The organism is Microbulbifer variabilis, from assembly GCF_056232115.1.
Window position 1 is genome coordinate 2,322,028 of the sequence record NZ_CP174325.1, and the last position, 23,796, is coordinate 2,345,823.

Genomic DNA, 23,796 nt, shown 5'->3' on the forward strand with positions numbered 1-23,796 from the left:
ATACTGGAAAAATAGTGCTTTTTCTATAGTTTTTAGCCTTTTTGTGACTCTGAAACCCCTCTCGACAGGCCAAAAGGTGGGGGCAGCTTCTTCCCTTTGGGGGGCTCATGTATACTCTGTCCCCCTTTTTACAGCACCAGGTACTGAGTAATGCCGATCTATGAATACCAGTGCAATGCCTGCGGCCATGAAATGGAGGCCCTGCAGCGCATGAGCGATGACCCGCTCAAAGACTGTCCAGCCTGTGAACAGGCAGAGCTGCGTAAGAAAGTTTCCGCGGCTGGATTCCGCCTGAAGGGCGGCGGTTGGTATGAGACTGACTTTAAAACTGGTAATAAGAAAAACCTTGCCGGTGGCGCAGCCAATAATGGTAATGCCAAGGGCGACAAGCCCGCTAAGCCGGCGGCAAAGACGGCCTAGATCCGCTGTGCGGGTTTGCCCGCGCGGTGTACTCTCTACTTAAACTTTTCACCTATCGATAACGGGAATTTTCATCCATGCGCAGCGACTACTGTGGCGTCCTTCGTTCCGCGGACATAGACCGTGTAGTAACCCTCTGTGGCTGGGTCGATCGCCGTCGAGATCACGGCGGTGTGATCTTCATCGACCTGCGCGATCGCGAGGGTATTGTTCAAGTAGTATTTGATCCGGATGCTGCCGAGCATTTCGAAATGGCCGACCGCGTGCGCAGTGAATATGTGCTTAAGGTCACTGGGCGTGTGCGTGCCCGCGCTCCAGAGGCATTGAATCCAAATATGGATACAGGTGAAGTCGAGGTATATGGCACCGAGCTGGAAATTCTCAATGCAGCGGAAACCGTACCTTTCCAGTTGGATGAGCATACTGAAGTAGGTGAAGACGTACGTCTTAAGTACCGTTACCTGGATCTGCGCCGCAATGAGATGCAGAGCAATTTGTATTTCCGCTCCAAGTTGACCACTGCTATCCGCAATTACCTGGATGAACACGGCTTCCTCGATATTGAAACTCCAATCCTGACCCGTGCCACCCCGGAAGGCGCGAGGGATTATCTGGTCCCAAGCCGGACCCACGAAGGTAAATTCTTCGCCCTGCCGCAGTCTCCACAGCTGTTTAAGCAGTTGTTGATGGTTTCCGGCTTTGACCGCTACTACCAGATAGCCAAGTGTTTCCGAGACGAGGACCTGCGTGCGGACCGCCAGCCGGAATTTACCCAGATCGATATCGAGACTTCCTTCCTCGACGAGGAAGAGATCATGGCGATCACCGAAGGTATGGTCCGCAAGCTGTTTAAGGAATTGAAGGGCATTGAATTGGGCGAGTTCCCCCGCATGACCCACTATCAGGCCATGTTGCGCTACGGTTCCGACAAGCCGGATCTGCGTATTCCGCTGGAAATGGTAGAAATTAAAGACCTGATGACCGAAGTGGATTTCAAGGTATTTTCCGGACCGGCTAATGATCCTAAGGGCCGTGTGGCTGCGATCAAAGTACCTGGTGGCTGCGATAAGCTGACCCGCAAGCAGATCGATGACTACGGTAAGTTTGTCGGCATCTATGGCGCTAAGGGGTTGGCCTATGTGAAAGTCAACGATCGCGCTGACCTTGAAAACGGTCTGCAGTCTCCAATTGTTAAATTCCTGCCCCTGGAAACACGCGCGGCAATCCTCGACCGTTTGCAGGCGCAAGATGGAGATATTATTTTCTTCGGAGCGGATACGGCTAAGGTGGTTTCTGAAGCCCTGGGTGCATTGCGCTGCAAGCTGGGTGAAGACCTGGGTCTCTATACCAGCGAGTGGGCTCCCTTATGGGTGGTGGCCTTCCCGATGTTTGAGGAAAATGATGACGGTAGCCTCACCGCATTGCACCACCCGTTTACTGCGCCCTCTTGCAGCCCGGAAGAGTTGGAGAAAAATCCGCTCGAAGCTTTGTCGCGCGCTTACGATATGGTGCTAAATGGCACTGAGCTGGGTGGTGGCTCTGTACGTATCCATGATCAAGAGATGCAGCAGGCGGTATTCCGCATTCTCGGCATTGATGAGGAAGAGCAGCGCGAGAAATTTGGCTTCCTGTTAGATGCGCTTAAATACGGTGCGCCCCCCCACGGTGGCCTTGCCTTTGGTTTGGATCGTCTGGTTATGCTAATGACCGGCAGCGACTCTATCCGCGATGTGATCGCTTTCCCAAAAACCCAGAGTGCGGCCTGTGTGATGACAGATGCACCGGGAACGGTGGACGCCAAGCAGCTGCGTGAATTAAGCATCCGCCTGCGCCAGAAAGAAGAACAAATCAGCTGATTTTCCCCGGTGGGCTATGCGAAGCGAGCCCGCGAAATCGTGTAGATGGACAGCTCGCTTCGCTTACTGGTCCATCCCACGCACAGACTGAAGAGAGACGACAATGGCCGGACATAGTAAATGGGCCAATATCAAGCACCGCAAAGCGGCCCAAGATGCCAAGCGGGGCAAGGTTTTTACCAAGATTATTCGCGAATTGACGGTTGCAGCGAAAGCGGGGCCGAACCCAGATGATAACCCGACGTTAAGGGCTACCATTGATAAAGCTCTGGGCGCCAATATGAAGCGCGATACCATCGATAAGGCGATCGCCCGCGGGGCCGGAAATGCTGAGGGTGAAAACTACGAAGCGGTTGTATACGAAGGGTACGGTGTTGGTGGTGTAGCGGTGTTGGTAGAGTGCCTGACCGACAACCGCAACCGTACGGTGGCCGAAGTGCGCCACGCTTTTTCCAAGCGCGGTGGAAACCTGGGTACAGATGGCTCGGTAAGTTACCTGTTCACGCGTAAAGGTCAGATGTTCTACGAGACTGGGGTCGATGAGGATTCGCTGATGGAAGCGGCCCTGGAAGCGGGTGCTGAAGATATCGAGACCAATGACGATGGCAGCGTTGAAGTTACCACTGAATTCCAGGACTACCTGACAGTAAAAGACGCGCTGGTAGAAGCTGGTTTTACTCCGGATAGTGCCGAGATTGCGATGATCCCCTCCACCACAGTTCCCCTGGATAAAGATGGTGCGGAGAAGGTGCTGGCGCTGGTCGAGATGCTGGAGGATCTCGATGATGTGCAAAACGTTTACACCAATGCGGATATTCCTGCAGAGGTCATGGAAGAGTTGGGCTAACTCCCGCTCACTGCAGGGCAGGGAGCGTCCTGCCTTGCCCCATGTGATTTTCGATACGCTCCTCGCAAGCTCTCCCTTGACGCTTTCATCTCACCTTGGGACACTCCCACCACTATATAAACATACAGATACCTGGGGAGCTGCCTCTTGACCCGAATCTTGGGTATTGACCCCGGCTCGCGTAAAACGGGCTATGGAATTATCGATGTGGAGCGGGGTAAGGCTCGCTATGTGGCTAGTGGGGTTATTCGTATTCCCGAGGGACCTCTGCCGGAACGCCTCAAGCTGATTTTCGATGCGGTGTGCCAGATTGCACAGCAATACCAGCCTGCACAGATGGCAATTGAAAACGTATTTATGTCCAAGAGTGCAGGCTCCGCCCTAAAACTGGGGCAAGCCCGTGGTGCCGCTATTGTGGCTGGGACCAATAGCGGCCTCGAGGTTGCCGAGTATGAAGCGCGCAAGGTCAAACAGGCGGTGGTGGGCAATGGCGGTGCAGATAAATTGCAAGTTCAGCATATGGTAAAAACCCTGCTGTCGCTGCCAGCGGCGCCCCAGGAGGATGCCGCTGATGCGCTCGCGGTGGCGCTGTGTCATATGCATACAGAGCAGACATTGGCATTTACCGCTGGAGATGGGGGGGCGCGCAGTCGCTTCCGTCGCGGGCGTCTCAGTATGTGAATGGCTCCTGCCGCTCTCCCTCTTTCGTTGGGGCAGGTATAACAAATTTGGAATAACACATGATTGGACGATTGAGCGGCTCTCTGGCCGCAGTGCAGCCGCCGCTGCTATTGGTGGATGTGCAGGGAGTTGGCTACGAAGTGCTCGCTCCCATGACCACTATCTTTGAGCTCCCGGCCCTGGGTCAGCAGGTACAGTTGCACACCCATTTGGCCGTTTCAGAGACTGCCCAGCAGTTGTATGGCTTTATCCGTGATGCCGATCGTAAGCTTTTTCGGACCCTGATAAAGGTAAGTGGTGTTGGCCCCAAAATGGCACTGGCAATTCTGTCTGGACTCGACGGTGCGGCGTTGGCGCGCTGTGTTGCAGAAGACAATGTTGCAGCTCTGGTAAAAGTGCCTGGTGTGGGTAAGAAGACTGCTGAGCGTTTGATAGTGGAGCTGCGGGATAAGTTGACCCCGGACTTTGGTGATGCCAACGATATCCCCTTGATAGCCGCGACTGCCAGCCCCAGGGCAGATCATGCCGGAGAGGCTGAATGTGCCCTGGCGGCATTGGGCTACAAGCCAACTGAAGCCAGTAAAATGGTTGCGCGCGCCAGCAAGGAGCAGCCTGATGCAGATAGTGCTACCTTGATTCGCTTGGCCCTGAAGGGCATGGCGCCCGCGTAAATTGAGTGCCCTGGAGTTGTTGCGATGATAGAAGCTGATCGCCTGGTAGCACCTGATCCGGTAGGCCCTGCGGGCCACGAAGAGCAGTATGACCGCGCTGTGCGCCCCAAGACTCTGTCGGACTATGTGGGTCAGCCGGTGGTGCGTGAGCAGATGGAGATCTTTATCCAGGCCGCCAAACTGCGCAAAGAGGCCCTGGATCACACCCTGGTGTTTGGCCCGCCCGGCCTGGGTAAAACCACCCTTGCGAATATTATTGCTGCGGAGATGGGAGTGGCTATCAAGACCACTTCCGGGCCCGTGCTGGAAAAGGCGGGCGACCTGGCCGCCTTGATGACCAATTTAGAGCCGGGTGATGTGTTGTTTATCGATGAGATTCACCGCCTGAGCCCACATGTGGAGGAAGTCCTGTATCCGGCGATGGAGGACTACCAGCTGGATATCATGATTGGTGAAGGGCCTGCGGCACGCTCAATCAAACTGGATTTGCCACCTTTCACCCTGGTGGGCGCCACAACCAGGGCAGGCTTGCTCACCTCCCCCCTGCGCGATCGCTTCGGCATAGTTCAACGCCTTGAATTCTATAACGTGAAAGACCTCACCAGCATCGTGCGCCGCTCCGCGGGCCTTATGGGGGTGGATATGGATGAGGGGGGAGCCCTGGAGGTGGCGCGGCGTGCCCGCGGCACCCCGCGGATTGCAAACCGCCTGCTCCGCCGCGTCCGAGATTATGCCGATGTTAAGGGCAATGGCTCTGTGGATTCGGCCACCGCGGATGCCGCGCTCAATATGCTCAATGTGGATGCCCGCGGCTTCGACCAGCTCGACCGACGCATGTTGCTAGCCATGATTGAGAAGTTTGATGGCGGCCCGGTTGGGGTAGACAGCCTAGCAGCTGCGGTGAGTGAGGAGCGCGATACCCTGGAGGACGTACTTGAGCCCTACCTGATTCAACAGGGCTATATCGCTCGCACACCTCGCGGACGGGTGGTTACAGGGCTCGCCTATGAACATTTCGGCATACCAGCGCCGGATAAAAAGCAGTGAGAGGAAACCGGGTGAAAGGAGACTTCAGTATTCCCATGCGTGTGTATATCGAAGATACAGACGCGGGCGGCATTGTGTATTACGTGAATTATTTGAAATATATGGAGCGCGCGCGCACAGAACTGTTGCGCTCCCTCGGTTATGATAAGCCGGCGATGCCGGCGCAGGGGCTTTTACTGGTGGCGCACTCCGCCGAGATCCAGTACCGCCGCTCCGCTCTACTCGATGATGCATTGCACGCTACTGCGGCGATTGGCAAACTGGGGCGAGCCGCGGTGACTTTCGAGCAAAAAATCTGGCGCGGCGATGAGCTAATTTGCGAAGGTGTGGTCAAAGTTGCCTGTGTCGCTGACGACAGCCGCAGGCCCTGTGCCCTGCCGGAACCTATTTATTCAGCATTAAAGGCAGTTATTTAAGAAGATGAACGCCGGTGAACAACTTTCTCTTTGGGGGCTAATCCAGAACGCCAGCCTGTTGGTACAGCTCGTGATGCTGTTGCTTTTATTGGCCTCTGTGGTGTCTTGGGTCATGATTATCCAGCGCGGGCTTTACCTATCCCAGGCCAAGCGCGGCCTCAGTAGCTTTGAGCGTCGCTTCTGGTCCGGTGCGGACCTCAACAAGCTGTTTCGCGAGGGAAGTGAGCGCGCCGAAAAAGGCAAAACTGATGGGGTCGAATCCCTGTTCCGCGCCGGCTTTACCGAGTTTACCCGCCTGCGACAGCAGGGCAGCAGTGGCCCTGAAGCGGTTATGGAGGGTACTGAGCGGGCGATGCGCGTGGCCATGTCACGTGAGCAGGAAAAGGTGGAAATGAATCTGCCGTTTCTGGCTACTGTTGGCTCTGTCAGTCCCTATATCGGCCTGTTTGGCACCGTTTGGGGGATTATGAATTCTTTCCGCGGTCTCGCCACGATGCACCAAGCCACCATTGCCACGGTTGCCCCAGGTATCAGTGAGGCACTGGTGGCCACGGCTATGGGCCTATTTGCGGCAATACCTGCAGTGATGGCATACAACCGCTACTCGGCCAAAGCGGAGTGGCTGTTATCCAGCTACGAAACTTTTGCCGAGGAGTTTTCCTCGATCCTGCACCGCAAAGTGCACTCTGGCTGAGTAGTGAGTAGGCGAACCCTATGAGTGTGTTTCGCAAAGGAACCAAGAAGAAGCTGGTATCCGAAATCAATGTGGTGCCCTACATCGATGTGATGCTGGTGCTTCTAATTGTCTTTATGGTCACGGCACCATTATTGATGCAAGGGGTCAAAGTCGACCTGCCCAACGCGCCCTCGGCGCCGATGGAGGATACCGACGAGGAGCCGTTGATCGTGTCTGTACGAGCCGACGGTACCTATTACCTGAACCTGGGATCAGAGGAAAAAGAAGCTAAGCCACTGTCTGAAATCAAGGAGACGGTTGGCAAGGTTTTGCGCCAAAAGCCAAAAACTCCGGTGTTGGTATGGGGCGATACCGATGCCAGGTACGGCCTGATCGTGAATGCCATGACCGAACTGCAGCAGGCGGGAGCGCCCAGCGTCGGTCTGGTGACAGAGCCACCGCAGGGGTAGGGTGTCGGTGAATAAAGGCTTTTATGCACTGGCGATTATAATCAGCCTCCTGTTGCACGGAGCGCTGATTGCTGCCATCACTTATGGCTGGGAAGCCAGCAGTATGCCCGAGCGCAAGGCTATGCCGAAGTTTGTGCAGGCCAAACTGGTGACTATCGAAGCAGCTACGCCGCAGAAAAAGCTGCCAAAGAAGGTGGATAAGATCCAGCAGCGCGCCCAGCGCGAGGCAGAGCAGAAGCGCAAGGCAGAGGTTGAGCGCAAGCGCCGCGCGGCCCTGGAGCAAAAGAAAAAGCTCGAGGCTGAAAAGAAACGCAAGGCCAAAGCTGAGGCCGATCGCAAGGCTAAGCAAGAGAAGGCCCGTCGCGAGAAAGAGCGTAAGGAAAAGGAGCGCAAAGAGAAAGAACTGAAGGAGCAGTTGGCTAAAGAGCGCCAGAGTTCTTTTGATGAAGCACTGGAGGAAGAGCAGGAGTTATTGGATGCCAATGAGGGGCAGCAGGCAGTAATGTCTGTTGGTCAGGCAATCCAGCAGCGTATTGAATCAGTATGGAGTCGCCCGCCGAGTGCGCGTAACGGTATGCTGACCAAAGTGAAAATTAATTTTGTCCCCACCGGTCGAGTAGTGGCAACTAATATCGTCGAGGGCAGCGGCAACGCCGCCCTGGACCGTTCGGTTCTTACAGCTATTCGTCGGGTAGAAGTTTTCCCTGAAGTGGCTGAGCTGGCCAGGGAAGAACCAGTAATTTTCGAGCGGGAAGTCCGCACTACTATTTTGAACTTTAAAGTCGAAGATCTGCGCCAATGATCAAGAGTTTACTGAAAACAGTCGTCATTATTGCCATCGCCTCGGTGAGCCTGGGGGCTCGGGCCCAGCTGGTGGTAGATATCACAAGCGGTATCGATGATCCTACTCCTATTGCGATATCTCCTTTCAGCTGGTCCGGCAGCGGTGTGCTGAAAGAGGATGTCTCCGGGATTATTTCCGCAGACCTGCGCCGGAGCGGCCTATTCTCTCCGGTGCCTAAAGAGGACATGCTGTCTTTTCCTAAAACCCCGGAGGATGTGGTGTTTCGGGACTGGCGTATTCTCGGTACCGAATACATAGTGACTGGTAGAATCGAGCCCCAGGCTACCGGTTACCTGCTCACTTTTGACCTTGTTAATGTGTTCGGCCAGCACAAGATGTTCACCAAGCAGGTGCGCGGTGGCCAGACCCAGTTGCGGGATATCGCCCATCGCGCGGCAGATGAAATCTTTGAAGCCATAACCGGTATTCGTGGTGCCTTCTCTACCGAAATGGTATACGTGCAGGAAGAAACCCGCGGCGGTAAGCCCAGCTATGTGCTGATGCGCTCAGATATCGATGGCGCCCGAGCCAAGCAGATTCGCCGCTTTAATGCGCCGGTGATGTCTCCCATGTGGTCGCCAAATGGACAGGAGCTGGCTTATGTTTCTTTCGAGACCGGCCGCCCGGCGATTTTCCGCGAGAACCTGCGCACCGGTGCGCGCAAGCAACTGACTAACTTCAAGGGCATCAATAGCTCGCCGACATGGTCTCCTGATGGAACCAAGTTGGCTATGGTGCTCTCCAAGGACGGCAACCCGGAGATCTACGTACTGGATCTGGTGAGCAACAAATTCACCCGTATGACCAGACACTTCTCCATTGATACCGAGCCAAACTGGATGCCTGATGGTAAATCGTTGGTTTTCACATCCGATAGGGGAGGAAAACCACAAATTTACCAATTGACTCTTGCCACTGGTCAAGTCGACCGCTTAACCTTCGATGGCGACTACAATGCGCGGCCGCGTGTTTCTCCTGATGGGAAGACGTTGGTCATGGTACATCGCAACCGGGGAACCTTTACCATCGCCACGATGGATATTAATTCGGGCAGAATGCGTGTCCTCACGGAGACCACACTGGACGAATCCCCTAGCATTGCACCGAATGGGGCAATGTTGATGTACGCAACCAAGCGCGGAGACAAAGGTATTCTGGCTGCGGTATCGCTGGATGCTGGGGTGAAGTACAACCTGCCCTCACAAAGGGGTGATGTCCGGGAACCGGCATGGTCGCCATACTTTGATTGAGGCGGGGGCCCGACGCGTTGATGCGTAGGGTGTTTAAAAGACCAATTTTAAAAATCTTTCAGGATTTTCGATAACACAAAAAAGCGGAGTAGCTTATGTTGAAATCAGTTAAAACAGGTTTTGGACTGGCCTGTGTATTTGCAGTAATGGCCGGTTGTAGCAGCACTGACAGTGAGCAGAGCGGTCAGGAAGTTGTAAACCAAACCGACATTGAAGCTCCGGTTGAGACCAATGTTGTAGACGATGGCGAGGCTCTGGCTCCTCTGGAAAACGTAGTTTACTTCGACTTCGACCAATCCCTTCTGAAGCCGGAAACCCGTGAGTTACTGATCCGTCATGCTGACCGTATGCGCAGTGCTTCTGGCTCTGTGCGTCTGGAAGGCCACGCTGATGAGCTGGGTACCCGTGAGTACAACCTGGCTCTGGGTGAGCGCCGTGCTAATGCTGTACGCGACTTTTTGGTACTGCAAGGCGTAGATGCAGCTACTCTGGAAGTGATCAGCTACGGTGAAGAGCGCCCGGCTCAAATGGGCTCTAACGAAGCTGCCCGTGCGATGAACCGTCGCGTTGTTATTAACTAATCGTCAAAATGGATGCCAATGGCTTTTACGATTAGAAAACTGGCGATTACCGCAGCATTAATGGCTGCGGCATCGCCCGTATTCTCCCAGGCTCCGATTGTGGATCTGTCTGCCAGCAGTCAGGAGCAGTCGATTTCCCCGAGCGATAGTGACGCTGCGGAAATGCAGCTCGCCCGTGCCGGAAGTCCGGCTCCGAAAGCCAAGACTAACCCCCAGGCCGAAGCCTACTACCAGATGCAAGTGCTGCAGCAGGAAGTACGTGAACTGAGGGGGGCGGTCGAGGAGCTGCGCCACGAGATCAAACGTCTCAAGCAGCAGCGCACCGAGGATTATATGGACCTGGATCGGCGTATTGCCCGCCTCAGCGGTACAGAGCCCTCGTCTCAGCCGCCAGCCAATGCCGACGATGGCGGGGCAACTTCCGCTCAGGGCGGTAGCGCAATGCCTGCCAAGCCTCAGGGCCCAAAAGACGGCAAGAGTGAGCGCGATCGCTATCAGGCCAGTTTTGGCCTCGCTCGCAATGGCGACTACGGTGGTGCCAGCGCTGAGTTCAAGAGTCTGCTGCAAGACTTTCCCAATGGGCAGTACGCTCCCAATGCCAACTACTGGCTGGGTGAGATAGCACTAGTGCAGGGAAACCTGGAAGAGGCTCGAGAATGGTTTGTGGCACTGCTTGATGGCTACCCCAACTCCAATAAAGTCTGGGACGGTCGTTACAAGCTGGGTACTGTTTACCACCAGCTTGGTGACCAGCAGAAAGCCCGCAACCTGCTTGAGCAGGTTGCTGCCAGCGACGCCAGGGCATCAAACCTGGCGAAGAAGTATCTCCAGGAGAACTTTTAGTAGCGGATAATTCGTTACTCTCAAAGTACCATCGCTGGTTTTTTGAGCAGAAAAAGCCTATGATCCCGCGCCCGGATGGCATGTGCCCTCTGGGCGTTTTTGTGTCGGGTGTATATGTCCAGTCTGTCTAAAGAATCACTGAGAATTAGTGAAATTTTCTACTCCCTTCAGGGGGAAGCACGAGAAAGTGGCCTGCCAACAGTGTTTGTTCGCTTAACTGGCTGCCCGCTGCGTTGTACCTATTGCGACTCCGAATACGCTTTTTATGGTGGAGAGCGTATGACTCTGGAGCAGATATTACACCAGGTAAAGAGCCATCCGGCGCGACATGTCTGTGTGACTGGCGGTGAGCCCCTGGCGCAACCCAATTGCCTGCCCTTGCTGGAGTCCTTGTGTGATGAGGGTTACTCAGTAAGCCTGGAGACCAGCGGGGCCATGCCTGTGGACCAGGTAGACCCGCGTGTCTCCCGGGTTGTGGATCTGAAGACACCAGCTTCTGGGGAACAGCACCGCAACCGCATGGAAAATATGCAAGTGCTCACCCGCGATGACCAGATTAAATTTGTGATCTGCGATCGCGGCGATTACGAGTGGGCCAGATTTACGCTGGATCAGTACAGCTTGCCAGAGCGAGTAGGGGAAGTGCTCTTTTCGCCCAGTTATGAGCAGCTGCAGGCGCGGCAGCTAGCTGAGTGGATACTGGCGGATGGCCTGCCGGTGCGTATGCAGATGCAGCTACATAAGTTGCTCTGGGGAGATATTCCTGGGGTTTAATTCCATGCCCGGGTTTGCCGTCTGCTGCGTATAAATAAATGAGGAACTGATGACTGCAAAGAAAGCGGTAATTTTGCTATCTGGAGGCCTGGATTCAGCCACCGTACTCGCTATGGCGAATGCTGATGGCTATGAATGCTACGCATTAGGGTTCGATTATGGTCAGCGCCATGAGGCCGAACTGTTAGCCGCGGAAAGGGTTGCGAAGGCCCAGGGTGCCCGTGAGCACAAGGTAGTCAAGCTGGACCTGCGCGCTATTGGCGGTTCTGCTCTGACCGATGACTCTATTGAGGTACCGGAAGAGGAAACTGCTGGCATCCCTGTCACCTATGTACCTGCACGAAATACGGTTTTCCTTTCTATTGCCCTCGGTTGGGCTGAGGTTCTGGGGGCGCAGGATATTTTCGTTGGTGTTAATGCGGTGGACTATTCTGGGTATCCCGACTGCCGCCCAGAATACATTGATGCCTATGAAAAAATGGCAAACCTTGCTACCCGTGCTGGCGTTGAGGGGCGCAAGCTCTCAATTCGCGCGCCTCTGATGCAGATGAGTAAAGCGGATATTGTGCGTGAAGGGACGCGTCTTGGGGTGGACTACAGTTTGACGGTATCCTGTTACCAGGCGCGCCCGGATGGAGCCGCCTGTGGGCGTTGCGATAGTTGCCGTCTGCGCGCAGCGGGTTTTGCAGATGCAGGCCTTGAAGACCCTACAGTCTATGCACAGTGACCGGTACCTGGTGCCAAATTTCAAAGAAAATACCTAACTCCTTAAATTTGTTGGATTTTTTTTCGAATTAGGTATTGTCTTTTCGGAATAGATCCGTAAGATACGCAGCTCCTCACATTGAGGCACGGAAAAGGGTCGTTAGCTCAGTTGGTAGAGCAGTTGGCTTTTAACCAATTGGTCGCTGGTTCGAATCCAGCACGACCCACCATTTTCCACCGGGTAAGCACACAATTACCCAGTATGCTTTTTATATCTCCGCGCGAGAATAAAAGCTTCCTGAGTTGGGACATACCAAGATAGCCCAACGTTAAAGGGTCGTTAGCTCAGTTGGTAGAGCAGTTGGCTTTTAACCAATTGGTCGCTGGTTCGAATCCAGCACGACCCACCATCTCCAAAACCTCTCAGAATTCAGCGATTATGAGAGCATCTGAATTGCTCTACAGTCTCCTTCTGTCATCCGATTCCCGAGAGATTATTGCATAACTACATTTCGTCAACATGATTCCCCTCTTTGGCATAGTTTCCAATATTCTTATGGTGAAACTTAAATTCAGTTATGCCAGTGCGAATGTTGAAGTTGAATAGGGAAGTGGGCACAAATTTTTTTCCTATACTTTCAGTGCTTCTTTCTCATGGCGATATCCCTCTCGTTCAATAAAAATTAGCTCAGTGGTTGATCGGCCCAGGATCAGCCGATTTGAGAATAGTTTCTAAGTATTTAGCTTTTCTGTATCTCAATTGATTCAGTGCTATGGGGCGTAAGTCTCTCGTAGTCAGTTATCCACAGTCCGATCTGTAATTCTTATCGCGCATTGACCTTAGTGAAAATCAGCGCTGTTTTATAGCTGTATTCTGCAAAGAGCGATTGCTTTGGCTTTTTGGGTGGTTAATAGTACCTGTTTAGGCCATGCAGAATTTAGTGATAAAACTTTAGTGGAATTTTATTGCCAGGAATTGTTTCCGGGTTCATGAGACTTACTGAAAAAATAAAAAAAACTATAGTCTGAGAATTATCATTGGGCCGGTTAAAGTTGTTGCGAACTGATCTGGAATTACCGGTAAAGTGCCGCTGGTAGACTGGAGCAAAGCCTAATGGCGACTGACATTCTGACTGAAAATCCAATGTAGAGTTGTGGTACGAATATTGGATCTATTATCCGGTCATTTCAGCCATATCTTTAGGGTAGGGGGTGAAATGAATGTTGCTGAGACCGAGCAGAATGCTATTAGCGGAGGTGCTGTAATGGTTAATCAACTAGGGGGTGACAATTTACAGTTTGCTTCCCAGACAAATGGCAGCCAAACCGCCCAGGTAACACAAAATGGCAGTGGAAATATGGGGAGCGTTTTCCAATAGATAAGCCAAAGAAGGCGCAGGATATTAAGTGGATATGATCTTGTGGAAGGGGTTGCTGTTCCATTTTACAGTGTGCAAAAAGAATTTCTGAGTGGGAGCTTTCGTCAAGAAATTAAAAGATAATTGAGCAGTTATTCCCGGCTAAGATATTTTCCCATGGCTAGGGCAGCGAGTTCGCCGAGGTAAAGTGCAGAGGTTAAGCCGGGGGATTCAATACCAAAAAAGGCTAGCAACTGCAGGTTAGATGCCTGGCCTTTTTGATAGATGTAAAAATCGCCTGCAGGGGCACCTTTGGGGACCAGTTTTGGGCGTATTCCTGCGTAGTCAGCGTGTAAAGAGCCACTTGGTAGGCCGGGCCAATACCGGCGGATGTTTCGATAGAATTTTTCCCCGCGCTTTGCGTCAATGCTGTAGTCAATCGCATTGACCCATTCTACATCAGGCCCAAATCGAGCATGGCCGGCTAAATCGAGAGTGAGATGTATACCCAGCCCACCTTGGTCAGGCAGGGGGTAAATCAAGTGTGAGAAAGGAGCCTTGCCGGATAGGGTAAAGTAGCTCCCCTTGGCCATATATAGTGGTGGGATTGCTCTGAGAGTGGTTTCATCTATGCCGGAAAGCAACTTATTGGTGTGGAGTCCTGCGGCTACTACCAGCCGGGGTGTCTTGAGCTGGTAGCCATCCTCCATTGTCAGCAGATAGTCGTGCCCAGTGAACGACAGGTTTGTGACTCTGGTTGATAGGGCTAGTTGGCCACCTTGATCTTCCAGGGCTCCCTGAAGAGCGAGTAGCAGGGCGTGGCTATCAAAAATGCCTGTCGTTGGGGAATAAATTGCAGCGCAGCACTCCAAATCGGGTTCCAGCTTTCGGACATCCTTTGCAGTAAGAATTTGCAGCCCCCCTGCGTTGTTTGCATCGCCTTGTACTTTCAATGCATGTAGTTGAGGCAATTGGTCCTCGCTGGTGGCCACGATTAACTTACCGATGCGCTTGTGCGCTACGGCATATTGCTCGCAGAACCTGTAGAGCCTGGACTTGCCTTCGACGCACGCACGGGCTTTTAGGCTATTAGTCGGGTAGTAGATCCCTGCATGAATGACTTCGCTGCTGCGAGCGCTGATCTCCGTACCTATAGCATTGTGTTGCTCGAGTACTATAACCCGGCGACCAGAGCGGGCGAGTGCATTAGCACTGGCAAGACCCAGGGCTCCGGCCCCGATCACTATGCAATCAGCTGTATCCATAAATTCCTTTGGGGACGGTCAAAACCAGGAGGAATGCGCAGATACAAACTCCAGGCAGTCGGCGCTGTCCAATGGCGTAGTAACTATAGATGAGGTTGTGAAAGCACTGTGTTGGCGCTGCAATGCGCTATAATGCGCCCTTTTCGCGAGTAGTGGTAGTTAGCCATGATCCAAAAGTCCGTTGCCGCAGAAACGGTAGAATCCCGCTCACTGGTGCAGGCACACCTGGCGGAGCCGGTTGTGACTCAATACAGTGATGAGGAATTGCAAGGCTGGCGTGAACGTATCAAGCGCCTGTTAGAAGAGCAGAATGCCGTACTGGTGGCTCACTATTATACGGATCCACTGATCCAGGCTCTGGCTGAAGAGACGGGCGGCTGTGTATCTGACTCCTTGGAAATGGCCCGCTTTGGCGCTAGGCATAGCGCTGATACTCTCGTGGTGGCGGGGGTGAAATTTATGGGGGAGACGGCCAAGATCCTGACCCCAAACAAGCGTGTCCTGATGCCTACTCTGGAGGCCACCTGTTCCCTGGACCTGGGCTGCCCACCCGATGAATTTTCAGAATTCTGTGACCAGCATCCCGATCGCACAGTAGTGGTATATGCCAATACGTCCGCTGCGGTAAAGGCACGCGCGGATTGGGTGGTAACCTCCAGCATCGCCCTGGATGTGGTAGATCACCTAGATGCCAACGGTGAGAAAATCCTCTGGGCACCGGATAAACATCTTGGTGGCTACGTTCAGCGCGAGACCGGCGCAGACGTCTTACTGTGGGATGGCTCCTGTATTGTGCATGAGGAGTTCAAGGCCAAGGGAGTGGAAGACCTGAAAGCCCTGTATCCAGATGCGGTGGTATTGGTACACCCGGAATCTCCCGCGTCGGTGGTTGCTTTGGCGGATGTCGTAGGCTCCACTTCGCAGATTATCAACGCGGCCAAAACCCGCCCGGAAAAGCGCTTTATTGTAGCCACCGATCAGGGCATCTTTTACAAAATGCAGCAGGAGTGTCCAGATAAGGAACTGATGGTTGCGCCTACTGCCGGTGCCGGTGCCACTTGTCGCAGCTGTGCCAACTGCCCTTGGATGGCGATGAACTCCCTGGAAAATCTCTGTGGGGTTTTGGAGCGCGGCGATAATGAAATTTTTGTAGATGCGGAGCTGGGCCGTAAGGCAATGATTCCCCTGCAGCGAATGTTGGATTTTCGCAGGGCCTGACGGGTTAATTTAGCCGTATAGCGATAAAAAGCGGCTGTTGGCCGCTTTTTATTTTGGGTTAAAGCTCTTTGGCTTTTTCCTGCATTTTGATCACATCCTTGAGGCGCTGCTCGAGAATGGCATTGGTCTGGTATTCGTTTTTAGTCATGCGAATACCGTGACGCAGGTGCTGAAGGGCTTTATCGAAGACGCCATTGAGAATGTAGTACTCGGCGCGGGCCTCATGCACTCCGACGATGTCCCCAGCGAGTCCATGGGTCTCCGCCAGCAGATACCATACGGAGGGATCTTTCTTGCGTATGCGGCTATATTTGGCCAACAGGCGCTCCGCAGCCAGGTAATTGCCGGCTTTAAAGTGGGCATTGGCGAGGCCCATGATTAGGGCGTGATCACCAGGGTTGCGGTCAAGTGCATGCTGCAGACGCTGGGTGGCACTGGAATAATCTTCCCGCACCAGGTCGATGTCGGCTCGCGCCAGTACAAAGGCGGCCTTTGAAGGTTCTTTATCAAGCAGCGGCTGAAGGGTATCCAGGGCTGTATCTGGTTTACCCGCGGCAAGCTGCGCCAAGGCCAGGCCATAGCGTGCGGCGTCTTCATTGTCATTGATGCCGTTTAGCTCGGCATTGAAGCGTTTTACAGCTTGTTGGGGGGTTGGCTCCCCGGCCAGGCGAATACGGGCGCGCATCAGATGATAGTCCCGGCTATCACTCGGAGGTACTTTTGTCATGCGCTGGGAGCGGAGCTTGGCATCAGCGATACGTTTTTCTGTCACTGGGTGGGTGAGCAGGAATTCTGGTGGGCGGCGGTAGTAGCGGGTTGCCTTGAGCATTTGTTCGAACATTTCACCGGCGGCTTCCGGATCGCGCCCGGATTTGGCCAGGGTTTCGATGCCCACCCGGTCTGCTTCCTGCTCATTCTTGCGGCTGAAGCGTAGCTGGTTATCCAAAGCTGCAGCTTGGGTGGCAGTCATGGCAGCGAGGCCAGCTTCGCCACCGGCAGTGGCGGCGAGTACCAGGGCGCCGAGCATGCCAGCCAGAGTGGGGATGGTACTGTTGCGCTGGGCTTCCAGTGATCGCGCGTAGTGCCGCTGACTGAGGTGCCCGAGTTCGTGGGCGATCACCGAGGCGAACTGGTCTTCATTTTCGGCAAATAGAAAGAGACCGGTATGGATACCCATAATCCCACCGGGAACCGCAAATGCGTTCATGGTTTCATTGCTCACCACGACCACATCGATATTCTTGTCTTCCAGTGGGCTGTATTCCGCCAGCCCCTTTACGGTTTGCTCAACATATTGTTGGAGCAGGGCATCAGAGGAGGTTTTCACTTGGCTGCGGAACATACGCAGCCACATTTGCCCCAGCTCTTTTTCCCGTTGGCGCGAAACTACCCCGCTAGTGCTGTCGCCCAGCTCCGGTAGACGTATTTCCTCGCTGTCTGCGGTGGTGGCGATCGGGGTGGCGCCGAGTAGCAGGCCTATACCCAGCGCCCTAAGGCCGGTGCGGAATCGCTGCGTTAGAGGCGCTTTGTTACAACGGCGAGGCAGGGTCTTGTGGGAATCAGTCATCTCAATTACTGCTCGGTCTGTCCGTGAAGGATCTATAGTCCAACTCTATACGCAACCCTATTGAACTGTCGAGGATTGGACTCAGTGGAGCACAAATGGTTCAGCTTTGCGCCACGTAGAGGGTTAAAAAGGGTAAAGCTTTGTGGGTGTGTGGCGCAGATTACGCGCTATAATCCGCGGCAATTCAAAGCGTGTGACTGAATAGCCAATGGCAAAAATCCCCACTGAGACAGTGCGAGAACAGCCGCTTCCAGATTGGGACGCGGCGGAGAGGGTGGATGCGCGGAATTTGCCGTGCCCCCAGCCCCTGTTGGCCATGCGTCGCGCCCTGCGCGAGTATGAGGTGGGAACTCTTTTGTGTGTGATAGCAACAGATGAAGCTTCCTGGCGCGATTTTCACAGCTTTGCCGCCTTGAGCGGTAGGTCGCTACTGCGCGCAGAGCGGCGTGATAATACCTTTCTATATTGGCTGTACGCTGGCAAATGATGAACCAATCCCGAGAATCCATGTTATCGATTGTTAAAGGCTGGGTGAATCGCTACTTCAGCCAGGAAGAAGTGGTGCTGCTGGTACTGCTTCTTACTGTAGCTCTGGTGGTGCTGGCCACACTCGGGGTGGTATTAGCGCCTGTACTTACGGCTTTGGTAATAGCCTTTTTAATGCAGGGCATGGTGCAAAAGCTTAAATCCTGGCGGGTGCCCCACTGGATGGCAGTAACACTGGCTTGCCTGGTGCTGGTGGGCGCCATCGTTGCCTTACTGTTTGTAGTGCTACCAATTATCTGGCGCCAGCTAGTGCGGCTGGGTGCGGAGTTGCCGAATATGGTTCAGCGTGGGCAGGAACTTTTACTGCTGTTGCCTGAGCGATACCCACGCCTGATTTCAGCGGCGCAGATCGATGAAATTTTTAACTTACTGGGCAGTGAGTTGGGTGGCATAGGTCAGACCCTGCTAGCCTTCTCCCTGACCAACCTGCCAATTTTTGCCGGATTGTTGATTTATGTGGTGGTGGTGCCGATCCTGGTGTTTTTCTTCCTCAAGGATTCCGATCAATTGATCCGCTGGTGCACCTCCTTCTTGCCAAAGGAGCGTCCGATGATGCATCAGATCTGGCATGAGATGAACGACCAGGTGGCAAACTATGTGCGCGGTAAGGTGGTAGAGATTGGCATAGTGGCAGCGGTCAGCTATGCCGCTTTTCTACTGTTAGGGGTGAATTACGCCTTACTGCTCGCGGTAGCAGTAGGGTTCAGCGTGTTGATTCCCTATATCGGCGCTGCGGTAGTGACGATTCCAGTGGCGGCCATAGGCTTGTTTCAGTGGGGGTGGAGCAATGAGTTTTTCTACTTGATGATCACCTACGGCATTATCCAGCTGCTCGATGGTAATGTGTTGGTACCGTTGCTTTTTTCTGAAGCTGTCAACCTTCACCCAGTGGCAATTATTCTGGCAGTTTTGTTTTTTGGTGGCATCTGGGGGTTCTGGGGTGTCTTCTTTGCTATCCCTCTGGCGACTTTGCTTAAGGCCATTATGAGTGCCTGGCCTACCAGTGAGCACCAGGCTGAGTGGGAGGCGAGGCGAATATCGGATTAATTATCTGATTTGGGTATTTAATCGATATCTTTTCTTTGTCTGTAGGTCGCGGCATTTGCTAGAATGCCGCGCTTTCTTTTATTTGGTCCCTTCAAATAGGTGAGAGCCCATGAGCCTGGCTGACAAAGTCCTAGCGGTCAATAATGACCTGCCTATCCGCACTGACAAGCCCATCCACAGTGGCAAAGTTCGCTCCGTTTACTGGCTGACCGAGGCCGACAGCCGTCGCCTGATCGAGGAGAAAGGTTATCCGGTAGCGCCGGACGCGCCTCTCGCAGTGATGGTAATTTCTGATCGTATCTCTGCATTCGACTGCATCTGGACCGGTGAAGGCGGTATGCGTGGCGTGCCTGGCAAGGGCGCGGCATTGAACGCTATTTCCAACCACTGGTTCAAGTTGTTTAAAGAACAAGGCCTGGCCGATAGCCACATTCTGGATATTCCGCACCCGCTGGTGTGGATCGTACAGAAGGCACGCCCGGTTATGATCGAAGCGATCGCCCGCCAGTACATCACTGGCTCCATGTGGCGTTCCTATCAGAAGGGTGAGCGCGAGTTCTGCGGGATTGAAATCCCCGATGGTCTGCAAAAAGACCAGAAGCTGCCAGAGCTGCTAATTACTCCCTCCACGAAAGGTATTCTCAAGGGCATCCCCGGTGTGCCGGAAGCAGATGATGTAAATATCACCCGCAAGAATATTGAGGACAATGTCGAGGCATTTAACTTCCGTGATTCGGGAGACATTGACCTGTATGAAAAGCTGCTGAAAGAGGGCTTCGATGTAATTTCTACGGAGCTTGAAAAGCTTGACCAAATCTTCGTCGACACGAAGTTTGAGTTCGGTTACGTGACCGATGCCAACGGTGAAGAAAAACTGATCTACATGGATGAGGTGGGCACCCCGGATTCCTCTCGTATCTGGGACGGTGAACAATACCGCGCTGGCAAGGTTGTGGAAAACTCCAAAGAGGGTTTCCGTCAGGCCCTGCTAAACCACTTCCCGGATTCCGATATCCTTCTGAACAAAGACCGTATGGGTGAGCGTCTGGCTCTGGCCCGTGATAACGAGTTGCCCGAGTCTATGCTGATGGATCTCTCCGCCACCTACGTGGGTATTGCCGAGAAAATTACCGGCAAGAAACTGGAGATTTCAGAGAACCCCAAAGAAGAGCTGCTTGAAGTTCTGCGCAAGGATTACGGCCTGGTCGATTAATCCAGTTCTAGTTGAAAAAACCGGCGCTGGCGCCGGTTTTTTTTGTTCCTGCAGTTCCGGCTTGGCTCTTAGGGCTTTGCAATTTTCTACCCGCCATAATTCGTCATTTTTGCTCCTTACTTTCGCCCGATTCGTTGCCGTGTTTCGCCTGCTTCCCTGTTTTTAATAACCCCAGTTAATTAAAAAGTGGAGGGAATTTTGTGAACAGGGTGATGTTGTTCGGGCAACGCTTTCACAAAGATGATCTGATGCTGCCGACAGAGGAATACTATCGCCGCCGTCAGCGCAGCGGTGGTCTGGGCCGCTGGATATTGTTTATTGTGGTGGTATTGGCGGTAGTAATCGCGGCTATTGGTGCAGAGGTGAACGCGCAAGAACTGCCCGGTGAGGTGGACACTGATGCTGCCTTCTTGGAAACGGTTACCCTGGATGAGGTAAAGGCTGGTGACTTGTTATTTACCGGTGCTGAGATGGGCCGCTATATTCCCGCAGTACACCTAGCGAGCCAAGTCAAAATAGTTATTCGCGGACTGGTTGCAGATGTACAGCTACAGCAAAAATTTCAAAATACCAGCGATAATTGGCAGGAAGCCATTTATGCATTACCACTGCCAGAACAGGCGGCCGTTGCCAGGTTACAAATCCAGTTAGGCGAGCGCTTGATTGTCGGAAAAGTGCGTGAACGCAAGCAGGCGGCGAAGATTTATAAGGCTGCCCGTGCGGCGGGCAAGCGCGCAGCCTTACTGGAGCAACAACGGCCTAATTTGTTCACCAATAAGGTTGCCAATATTGCACCGGGAGAGGTAGTGCAGGTAAATATCCGCTACATCCAACCGGTGACTTACGATGGGGGTACGTTTTCCCTACGTATGCCTACTACGCTAACACCCCGTTATATCCCAGGTGAGTCTGTCCCTGTGCATGCGCTTGGTGGAGATGAGTTGAATCTGGTAACACAACATAATGGCTGGGCCCTACCGACAAATCAGGTACCGGATGCCCCGGCCATTACCCCACTAATGCAGCCGGCTGAGGAGCTTCACGCTATTGGCAGCCATAAGATGGCTATTGAAGTGGAGTTGCATAGCGGTCTGCCACTGGCACAAGTCAGCAGCCCCTATCACAAAATTGATGTTGAGGATCAAGAGGGCGGGCGCTACGACGTCCATCTGCGAGAAGGAGCGGTGAGTATGGATCGGGATTTTGTCCTGCGCTGGCAGCCGCATGCCTCGGCCCTGCCTCGCGCCGCCCTGTTCAGTGAGAGGATCGATGCTACTAGTGAGAAAGCTGGAACCTACTTACAGGTGATGTTACTGCCGCCCGATGACGGTATTCGCAGCCAGCGCCTGCAGCGGGAAGTGGTTTTTGTAATTGATACCTCTGGCTCCATGTCCGGCAATTCCATTCGTCAGGCTAAGGAAAGCCTGACACTGGCACTTGCTCGCCTGAGTGCGAATGATCGTTTTAATGTGATCGCATTTAACAGCGCTAGCCGTGCCCTTTTTCCACGCCCTGTAGTGGCAAGTGCGGAAAATATCCGTCGCGCACGGCAGGAAATAGAAATCTTGAATGCAGAAGGTGGCACAGAGATGGCACCGGCTCTGCGCCTGGCTTTGGAGCAGCAGTTACCGGGCGATATCAACCTGGTGCACCAGGTGGTTTTCATTACTGACGGGGCGGTAGGGAATGAACAAGCGCTGTTTGAGGTAATTCACCAGCACTTAAATAACACCCGTCTTTTCACTGTGGGGATTGGCTCGGCACCCAACAATCATTTTATGCGCAAGGCTGCGCAGTTTGGGCGAGGTGCCTTCGTCACCATCGGAGATATTACTGAAGTGCGTGAGCGTATGCACGCCCTGTTCACCAAGCTTGAAAACCCCGTGGCCACTGACCTGCAGCTCAGCTGGCCTGAGGGGTTAGTAGCGGATGCTTACCCCAAGAGAATTCCGGATCTTTATCGTGGTGAACCCTTACAACTGGTGGCCAGGGTAGAGGGCGGTAATTTTCAGGGGGAAATCAAGCTACGTGGGCGTATGGCAGACAAACAGTTTGTGCGTAAGCTGGATTTAAAAGTCGATGAATCTGGACATGGTGGCAGTCTTGGAAGCCTGTGGGCGCGCAGCAAAATTGAATCCTTGCGTGACCAGCAGATGCAGATCGGTGAGAGCAGTGATACTGGCCAAGTATTGCGTGAACAAATTTTGCAGCTAGCCCTGGCGCACCAGCTGGCTAGCCCTTATACCAGTTTTGTTGCTGTAGAGGAGAAAGTGGTTCGCAATGAAAAGGATAAACTCGCCCGCGGCCCGGTTACCAATGTGGTGCCTCGAGGGCAGGTGCTGCAGCGCCAGGCTTACCCCAGTACAGCGACTGGAGTCTATACCCAACTGCTTGCTGCCCTGGGATTATTCAGCTTTGCAGCATTGTTAAGTCGCGGGCGTAAGCTTCGCAGCAACATGGTGCATCAATTGCGCCACCTGTTGCGCAAGGTAATGCCGGATGTGCGCTGTACCCAAAATAGCTTTGAAGCCCGGCCTGGGGGAGTTCATCCGTGATCCGCCCCCTGCTTTTCCTGGTGTGCTTCGTGGCGGGGTTATGGCAGCTGGGTTCCGCTGCCTGGTTGCTGGCAAAGGCACAGTTGGCTCAGCTACTGATTGTCAGTGCCTGGGAGGAGCAGTTGCAGGGTGGGGCTCCGCAAAAGCCCTGGCCCTGGGCGGATACTTGGCCTGTGGCCAAATTGAAGCTGGAAGGACAGTCGCCATTAATTGTTCTCGCCGGAGGTAGTGGGCAGGCGCTGGCTTTTGGCCCCGGCTTGTTGTCGGGTTCAGGGAGCCCAGGGGAAAACCGCACTACAGTGATTGCGGCTCATCGGGATACTCACTTTGCAGGATTGGACCGTGTCAGGCGAGGTACCTCCATTTATCTGCAAGATAAATACGGACGCTGGCATACTTACCGGGTTTCGGAGATGCGGATTGTGGATAGCGAGAGCGAACGCCTGCCGGTCTTTGCCGAGCGCGGGTTAATGCTGGTGACCTGTTACCCCTTCAATGCCCTGGCGGCGGGTGGTCCCCTGCGCTACTTGGTCTACGCTGAATATCAATCCGGCGGGGAGCTGGTTCAATTGTGACTGGCACCATTATTTAGGACTCGATTTTGTAGTTCGTTTTCTGGAATTTTCCATTAAATATTCCAGTAAAATAGTGATTAGACGAATAATCGTTTTGCCTTTTTGTTTTATTTGTTACTAACTGTCCTATCTGGAATTTTTTTTGTAGTAATACTACAATCCCCTCCGCTAACAACCGGGATTAGGGTTTTGCCCGCCACACTGTGCGGGCCCCGGAACAGATAATCACAGTCAAACTAGGCCCCGCGGCAACAGATAGCGCCGCTTTTCCTCTCCGCCAGAATCGAGTGAAGAATCACATACTTTGCATTTGCGCCAACAAAGTTGGTGAATTGGCGGAACCAAGAAAAAAAGGAAGCTTTTTTTTGCCC

24 protein-coding genes and 2 tRNA genes are annotated in these 23,796 nt (G+C 53.5%); 24 read left to right on the forward strand and 2 right to left on the reverse strand.

Going from position 1 to position 23,796, the window contains the following annotated elements; all coding sequences use genetic code 11:
* The first annotated feature begins 150 nt into the window (after positions 1-150).
* The 18 genes from ACJJI7_RS10180 to ACJJI7_RS10265 all read left to right on the forward strand — a co-directional run bounded on the left by ACJJI7_RS10180 (position 151) and on the right by ACJJI7_RS10265 (position 13,460).
* Entirely contained in the window at positions 151-420 is a 270-nt protein-coding gene (locus tag ACJJI7_RS10180) for an FmdB family zinc ribbon protein (RefSeq protein ID WP_020411953.1), read from the forward strand.
* Between the two features lie 77 nt (positions 421-497).
* Positions 498-2,276: an aspartate--tRNA ligase gene (aspS, locus tag ACJJI7_RS10185; protein ID WP_444902233.1), complete on the forward strand. Its 1,779-nt coding sequence runs from the start codon at positions 498-500 to the stop codon at positions 2,274-2,276.
* A 103-nt stretch (positions 2,277-2,379) separates the two neighbouring features.
* Positions 2,380-3,123 (forward strand): YebC/PmpR family DNA-binding transcriptional regulator, encoded by a 744-nt coding sequence (locus tag ACJJI7_RS10190; RefSeq protein ID WP_282951633.1) that lies wholly within the window; start codon positions 2,380-2,382, stop codon positions 3,121-3,123.
* Between the two features lie 147 nt (positions 3,124-3,270).
* Positions 3,271-3,804, forward strand: coding sequence for a crossover junction endodeoxyribonuclease RuvC (ruvC, locus tag ACJJI7_RS10195; protein WP_020411956.1), 534 nt, complete (start codon positions 3,271-3,273; stop codon positions 3,802-3,804).
* A 59-nt stretch (positions 3,805-3,863) separates the two neighbouring features.
* Positions 3,864-4,475: a Holliday junction branch migration protein RuvA gene (ruvA, locus tag ACJJI7_RS10200; protein ID WP_282951632.1), complete on the forward strand. Its 612-nt coding sequence runs from the start codon at positions 3,864-3,866 to the stop codon at positions 4,473-4,475.
* A 24-nt stretch (positions 4,476-4,499) separates the two neighbouring features.
* Entirely contained in the window at positions 4,500-5,522 is a 1,023-nt protein-coding gene (ruvB, locus tag ACJJI7_RS10205; RefSeq protein ID WP_444902232.1) for a Holliday junction branch migration DNA helicase RuvB, read from the forward strand.
* Positions 5,523-5,533: 11 nt separating this feature from the next.
* The gene (locus tag ACJJI7_RS10210) at positions 5,534-5,938 is read left to right on the forward strand and encodes a YbgC/FadM family acyl-CoA thioesterase (RefSeq protein WP_282951631.1); all 405 of its coding nucleotides are present in this window, start codon (positions 5,534-5,536) and stop codon (positions 5,936-5,938) included.
* 4 nt (positions 5,939-5,942) lie between these two features.
* Entirely contained in the window at positions 5,943-6,632 is a 690-nt protein-coding gene (gene tolQ, locus ACJJI7_RS10215) for a protein TolQ (RefSeq protein WP_020411960.1), read from the forward strand.
* Between the two features lie 20 nt (positions 6,633-6,652).
* Positions 6,653-7,084, forward strand: coding sequence for a protein TolR (gene tolR, locus ACJJI7_RS10220; RefSeq protein WP_282951630.1), 432 nt, complete (start codon positions 6,653-6,655; stop codon positions 7,082-7,084).
* Positions 7,085-7,091: 7 nt separating this feature from the next.
* Positions 7,092-7,886: a cell envelope integrity protein TolA gene (gene tolA / locus ACJJI7_RS10225; protein WP_020411962.1), complete on the forward strand. Its 795-nt coding sequence runs from the start codon at positions 7,092-7,094 to the stop codon at positions 7,884-7,886.
* Positions 7,883-9,178, forward strand: a complete 1,296-nt coding sequence (gene tolB / locus ACJJI7_RS10230) for a Tol-Pal system beta propeller repeat protein TolB (RefSeq protein ID WP_444902231.1) — start codon at positions 7,883-7,885, stop codon at positions 9,176-9,178. Before tolA ends, tolB begins: the two co-directional genes overlap by 4 nt.
* A gap of 95 nt (positions 9,179-9,273) precedes the next feature.
* On the forward strand, positions 9,274-9,759 hold the full coding sequence (locus ACJJI7_RS10235) for an OmpA family protein (RefSeq protein WP_020411964.1): 486 nt from the start codon (positions 9,274-9,276) through the stop codon (positions 9,757-9,759).
* Positions 9,760-9,777: 18 nt separating this feature from the next.
* Complete coding sequence (gene ybgF / locus ACJJI7_RS10240) at positions 9,778-10,602, forward strand: tol-pal system protein YbgF (RefSeq protein WP_444902230.1); 825 nt, start codon at positions 9,778-9,780, stop codon at positions 10,600-10,602.
* A gap of 114 nt (positions 10,603-10,716) precedes the next feature.
* Positions 10,717-11,376 carry a 7-carboxy-7-deazaguanine synthase QueE gene (gene queE / locus ACJJI7_RS10245; RefSeq protein ID WP_444902229.1) on the forward strand — a complete coding sequence of 220 codons (660 nt, stop codon included), beginning with the start codon at positions 10,717-10,719 and terminating at the stop codon, positions 11,374-11,376.
* 49 nt (positions 11,377-11,425) lie between these two features.
* Complete coding sequence (gene queC / locus ACJJI7_RS10250) at positions 11,426-12,103, forward strand: 7-cyano-7-deazaguanine synthase QueC (protein WP_282951625.1); 678 nt, start codon at positions 11,426-11,428, stop codon at positions 12,101-12,103.
* A 132-nt stretch (positions 12,104-12,235) separates the two neighbouring features.
* A tRNA-Lys gene (locus ACJJI7_RS10255) sits at positions 12,236-12,311 on the forward strand.
* 104 nt (positions 12,312-12,415) lie between these two features.
* Positions 12,416-12,491 (forward strand) — tRNA-Lys (locus ACJJI7_RS10260).
* Between the two features lie 807 nt (positions 12,492-13,298).
* Positions 13,299-13,460: a hypothetical protein gene (locus ACJJI7_RS10265; protein ID WP_020411969.1), complete on the forward strand. Its 162-nt coding sequence runs from the start codon at positions 13,299-13,301 to the stop codon at positions 13,458-13,460.
* Positions 13,461-13,591: 131 nt separating this feature from the next.
* Here ACJJI7_RS10265 and ACJJI7_RS10270 read toward each other — a convergent pair whose 3' ends face one another.
* A complete protein-coding gene (locus ACJJI7_RS10270; protein WP_444902228.1) occupies positions 13,592-14,704 on the reverse strand; it encodes an NAD(P)/FAD-dependent oxidoreductase in 1,113 nt (370 codons plus the stop codon).
* A gap of 165 nt (positions 14,705-14,869) precedes the next feature.
* On the opposite strand from ACJJI7_RS10270, the gene nadA reads away from it, so the two are divergent.
* Positions 14,870-15,922 (forward strand): quinolinate synthase NadA, encoded by a 1,053-nt coding sequence (gene nadA / locus ACJJI7_RS10275; RefSeq protein WP_444902227.1) that lies wholly within the window; start codon positions 14,870-14,872, stop codon positions 15,920-15,922.
* A gap of 58 nt (positions 15,923-15,980) precedes the next feature.
* On the opposite strand, the gene ACJJI7_RS10280 is transcribed toward nadA, so the two are convergent.
* Complete coding sequence (locus ACJJI7_RS10280) at positions 15,981-17,489, reverse strand: M48 family metalloprotease (RefSeq protein WP_020411972.1); 1,509 nt, start codon at positions 17,487-17,489, stop codon at positions 15,981-15,983.
* A 208-nt stretch (positions 17,490-17,697) separates the two neighbouring features.
* On the opposite strand from ACJJI7_RS10280, the gene ACJJI7_RS10285 reads away from it, so the two are divergent.
* From ACJJI7_RS10285 to ACJJI7_RS10305, 5 genes are all read left to right on the forward strand, one after another.
* Entirely contained in the window at positions 17,698-17,976 is a 279-nt protein-coding gene (locus tag ACJJI7_RS10285; protein WP_020411973.1) for a sulfurtransferase TusA family protein, read from the forward strand.
* 20 nt (positions 17,977-17,996) lie between these two features.
* A complete protein-coding gene (locus ACJJI7_RS10290; protein WP_040628242.1) occupies positions 17,997-19,082 on the forward strand; it encodes an AI-2E family transporter in 1,086 nt (361 codons plus the stop codon).
* Between the two features lie 109 nt (positions 19,083-19,191).
* Positions 19,192-20,295 (forward strand): phosphoribosylaminoimidazolesuccinocarboxamide synthase, encoded by a 1,104-nt coding sequence (locus tag ACJJI7_RS10295; RefSeq protein WP_444902226.1) that lies wholly within the window; start codon positions 19,192-19,194, stop codon positions 20,293-20,295.
* A gap of 200 nt (positions 20,296-20,495) precedes the next feature.
* Positions 20,496-22,850 (forward strand): marine proteobacterial sortase target protein, encoded by a 2,355-nt coding sequence (locus ACJJI7_RS10300; protein ID WP_282951621.1) that lies wholly within the window; start codon positions 20,496-20,498, stop codon positions 22,848-22,850.
* Positions 22,847-23,425, forward strand: coding sequence for a class GN sortase (locus ACJJI7_RS10305; protein WP_282951620.1), 579 nt, complete (start codon positions 22,847-22,849; stop codon positions 23,423-23,425). The genes ACJJI7_RS10300 and ACJJI7_RS10305 overlap by 4 nt, the downstream gene beginning before the upstream one ends.
* Positions 23,426-23,796: the final 371 nt, after the last annotated feature.

Excerpts from the sequence above, each read along its gene's own strand:
- ACJJI7_RS10180 (WP_020411953.1), top strand. The coding sequence starts at position 151 with ATGCCGATCTATGAATACCAGTGCAATGCCTGCGGCCATGAAATGGAG.
- aspS (WP_444902233.1), top strand. The coding sequence starts at position 498 with ATGCGCAGCGACTACTGTGGCGTCCTTCGTTCCGCGGACATAGACCGT.
- ACJJI7_RS10190 (WP_282951633.1), top strand. The coding sequence starts at position 2,380 with ATGGCCGGACATAGTAAATGGGCCAATATCAAGCACCGCAAAGCGGCC.
- ruvA (WP_282951632.1), top strand. The coding sequence starts at position 3,864 with ATGATTGGACGATTGAGCGGCTCTCTGGCCGCAGTGCAGCCGCCGCTG.
- ruvB (WP_444902232.1), top strand. The coding sequence starts at position 4,500 with ATGATAGAAGCTGATCGCCTGGTAGCACCTGATCCGGTAGGCCCTGCG.
- tolQ (WP_020411960.1), top strand. The coding sequence starts at position 5,943 with ATGAACGCCGGTGAACAACTTTCTCTTTGGGGGCTAATCCAGAACGCC.
- tolR (WP_282951630.1), top strand. The coding sequence starts at position 6,653 with ATGAGTGTGTTTCGCAAAGGAACCAAGAAGAAGCTGGTATCCGAAATC.
- tolB (WP_444902231.1), top strand. The coding sequence starts at position 7,883 with ATGATCAAGAGTTTACTGAAAACAGTCGTCATTATTGCCATCGCCTCG.
- ACJJI7_RS10235 (WP_020411964.1), top strand. The coding sequence starts at position 9,274 with ATGTTGAAATCAGTTAAAACAGGTTTTGGACTGGCCTGTGTATTTGCA.
- ybgF (WP_444902230.1), top strand. The coding sequence starts at position 9,778 with ATGGCTTTTACGATTAGAAAACTGGCGATTACCGCAGCATTAATGGCT.
- queE (WP_444902229.1), top strand. The coding sequence starts at position 10,717 with ATGTCCAGTCTGTCTAAAGAATCACTGAGAATTAGTGAAATTTTCTAC.
- queC (WP_282951625.1), top strand. The coding sequence starts at position 11,426 with ATGACTGCAAAGAAAGCGGTAATTTTGCTATCTGGAGGCCTGGATTCA.
- ACJJI7_RS10265 (WP_020411969.1), top strand. The coding sequence starts at position 13,299 with ATGAATGTTGCTGAGACCGAGCAGAATGCTATTAGCGGAGGTGCTGTA.
- ACJJI7_RS10270 (WP_444902228.1), bottom strand. The coding sequence starts at position 14,704 with ATGGATACAGCTGATTGCATAGTGATCGGGGCCGGAGCCCTGGGTCTT.
- nadA (WP_444902227.1), top strand. The coding sequence starts at position 14,870 with ATGATCCAAAAGTCCGTTGCCGCAGAAACGGTAGAATCCCGCTCACTG.
- ACJJI7_RS10280 (WP_020411972.1), bottom strand. The coding sequence starts at position 17,489 with ATGACTGATTCCCACAAGACCCTGCCTCGCCGTTGTAACAAAGCGCCT.
- ACJJI7_RS10285 (WP_020411973.1), top strand. The coding sequence starts at position 17,698 with ATGGCAAAAATCCCCACTGAGACAGTGCGAGAACAGCCGCTTCCAGAT.
- ACJJI7_RS10290 (WP_040628242.1), top strand. The coding sequence starts at position 17,997 with ATGTTATCGATTGTTAAAGGCTGGGTGAATCGCTACTTCAGCCAGGAA.
- ACJJI7_RS10295 (WP_444902226.1), top strand. The coding sequence starts at position 19,192 with ATGAGCCTGGCTGACAAAGTCCTAGCGGTCAATAATGACCTGCCTATC.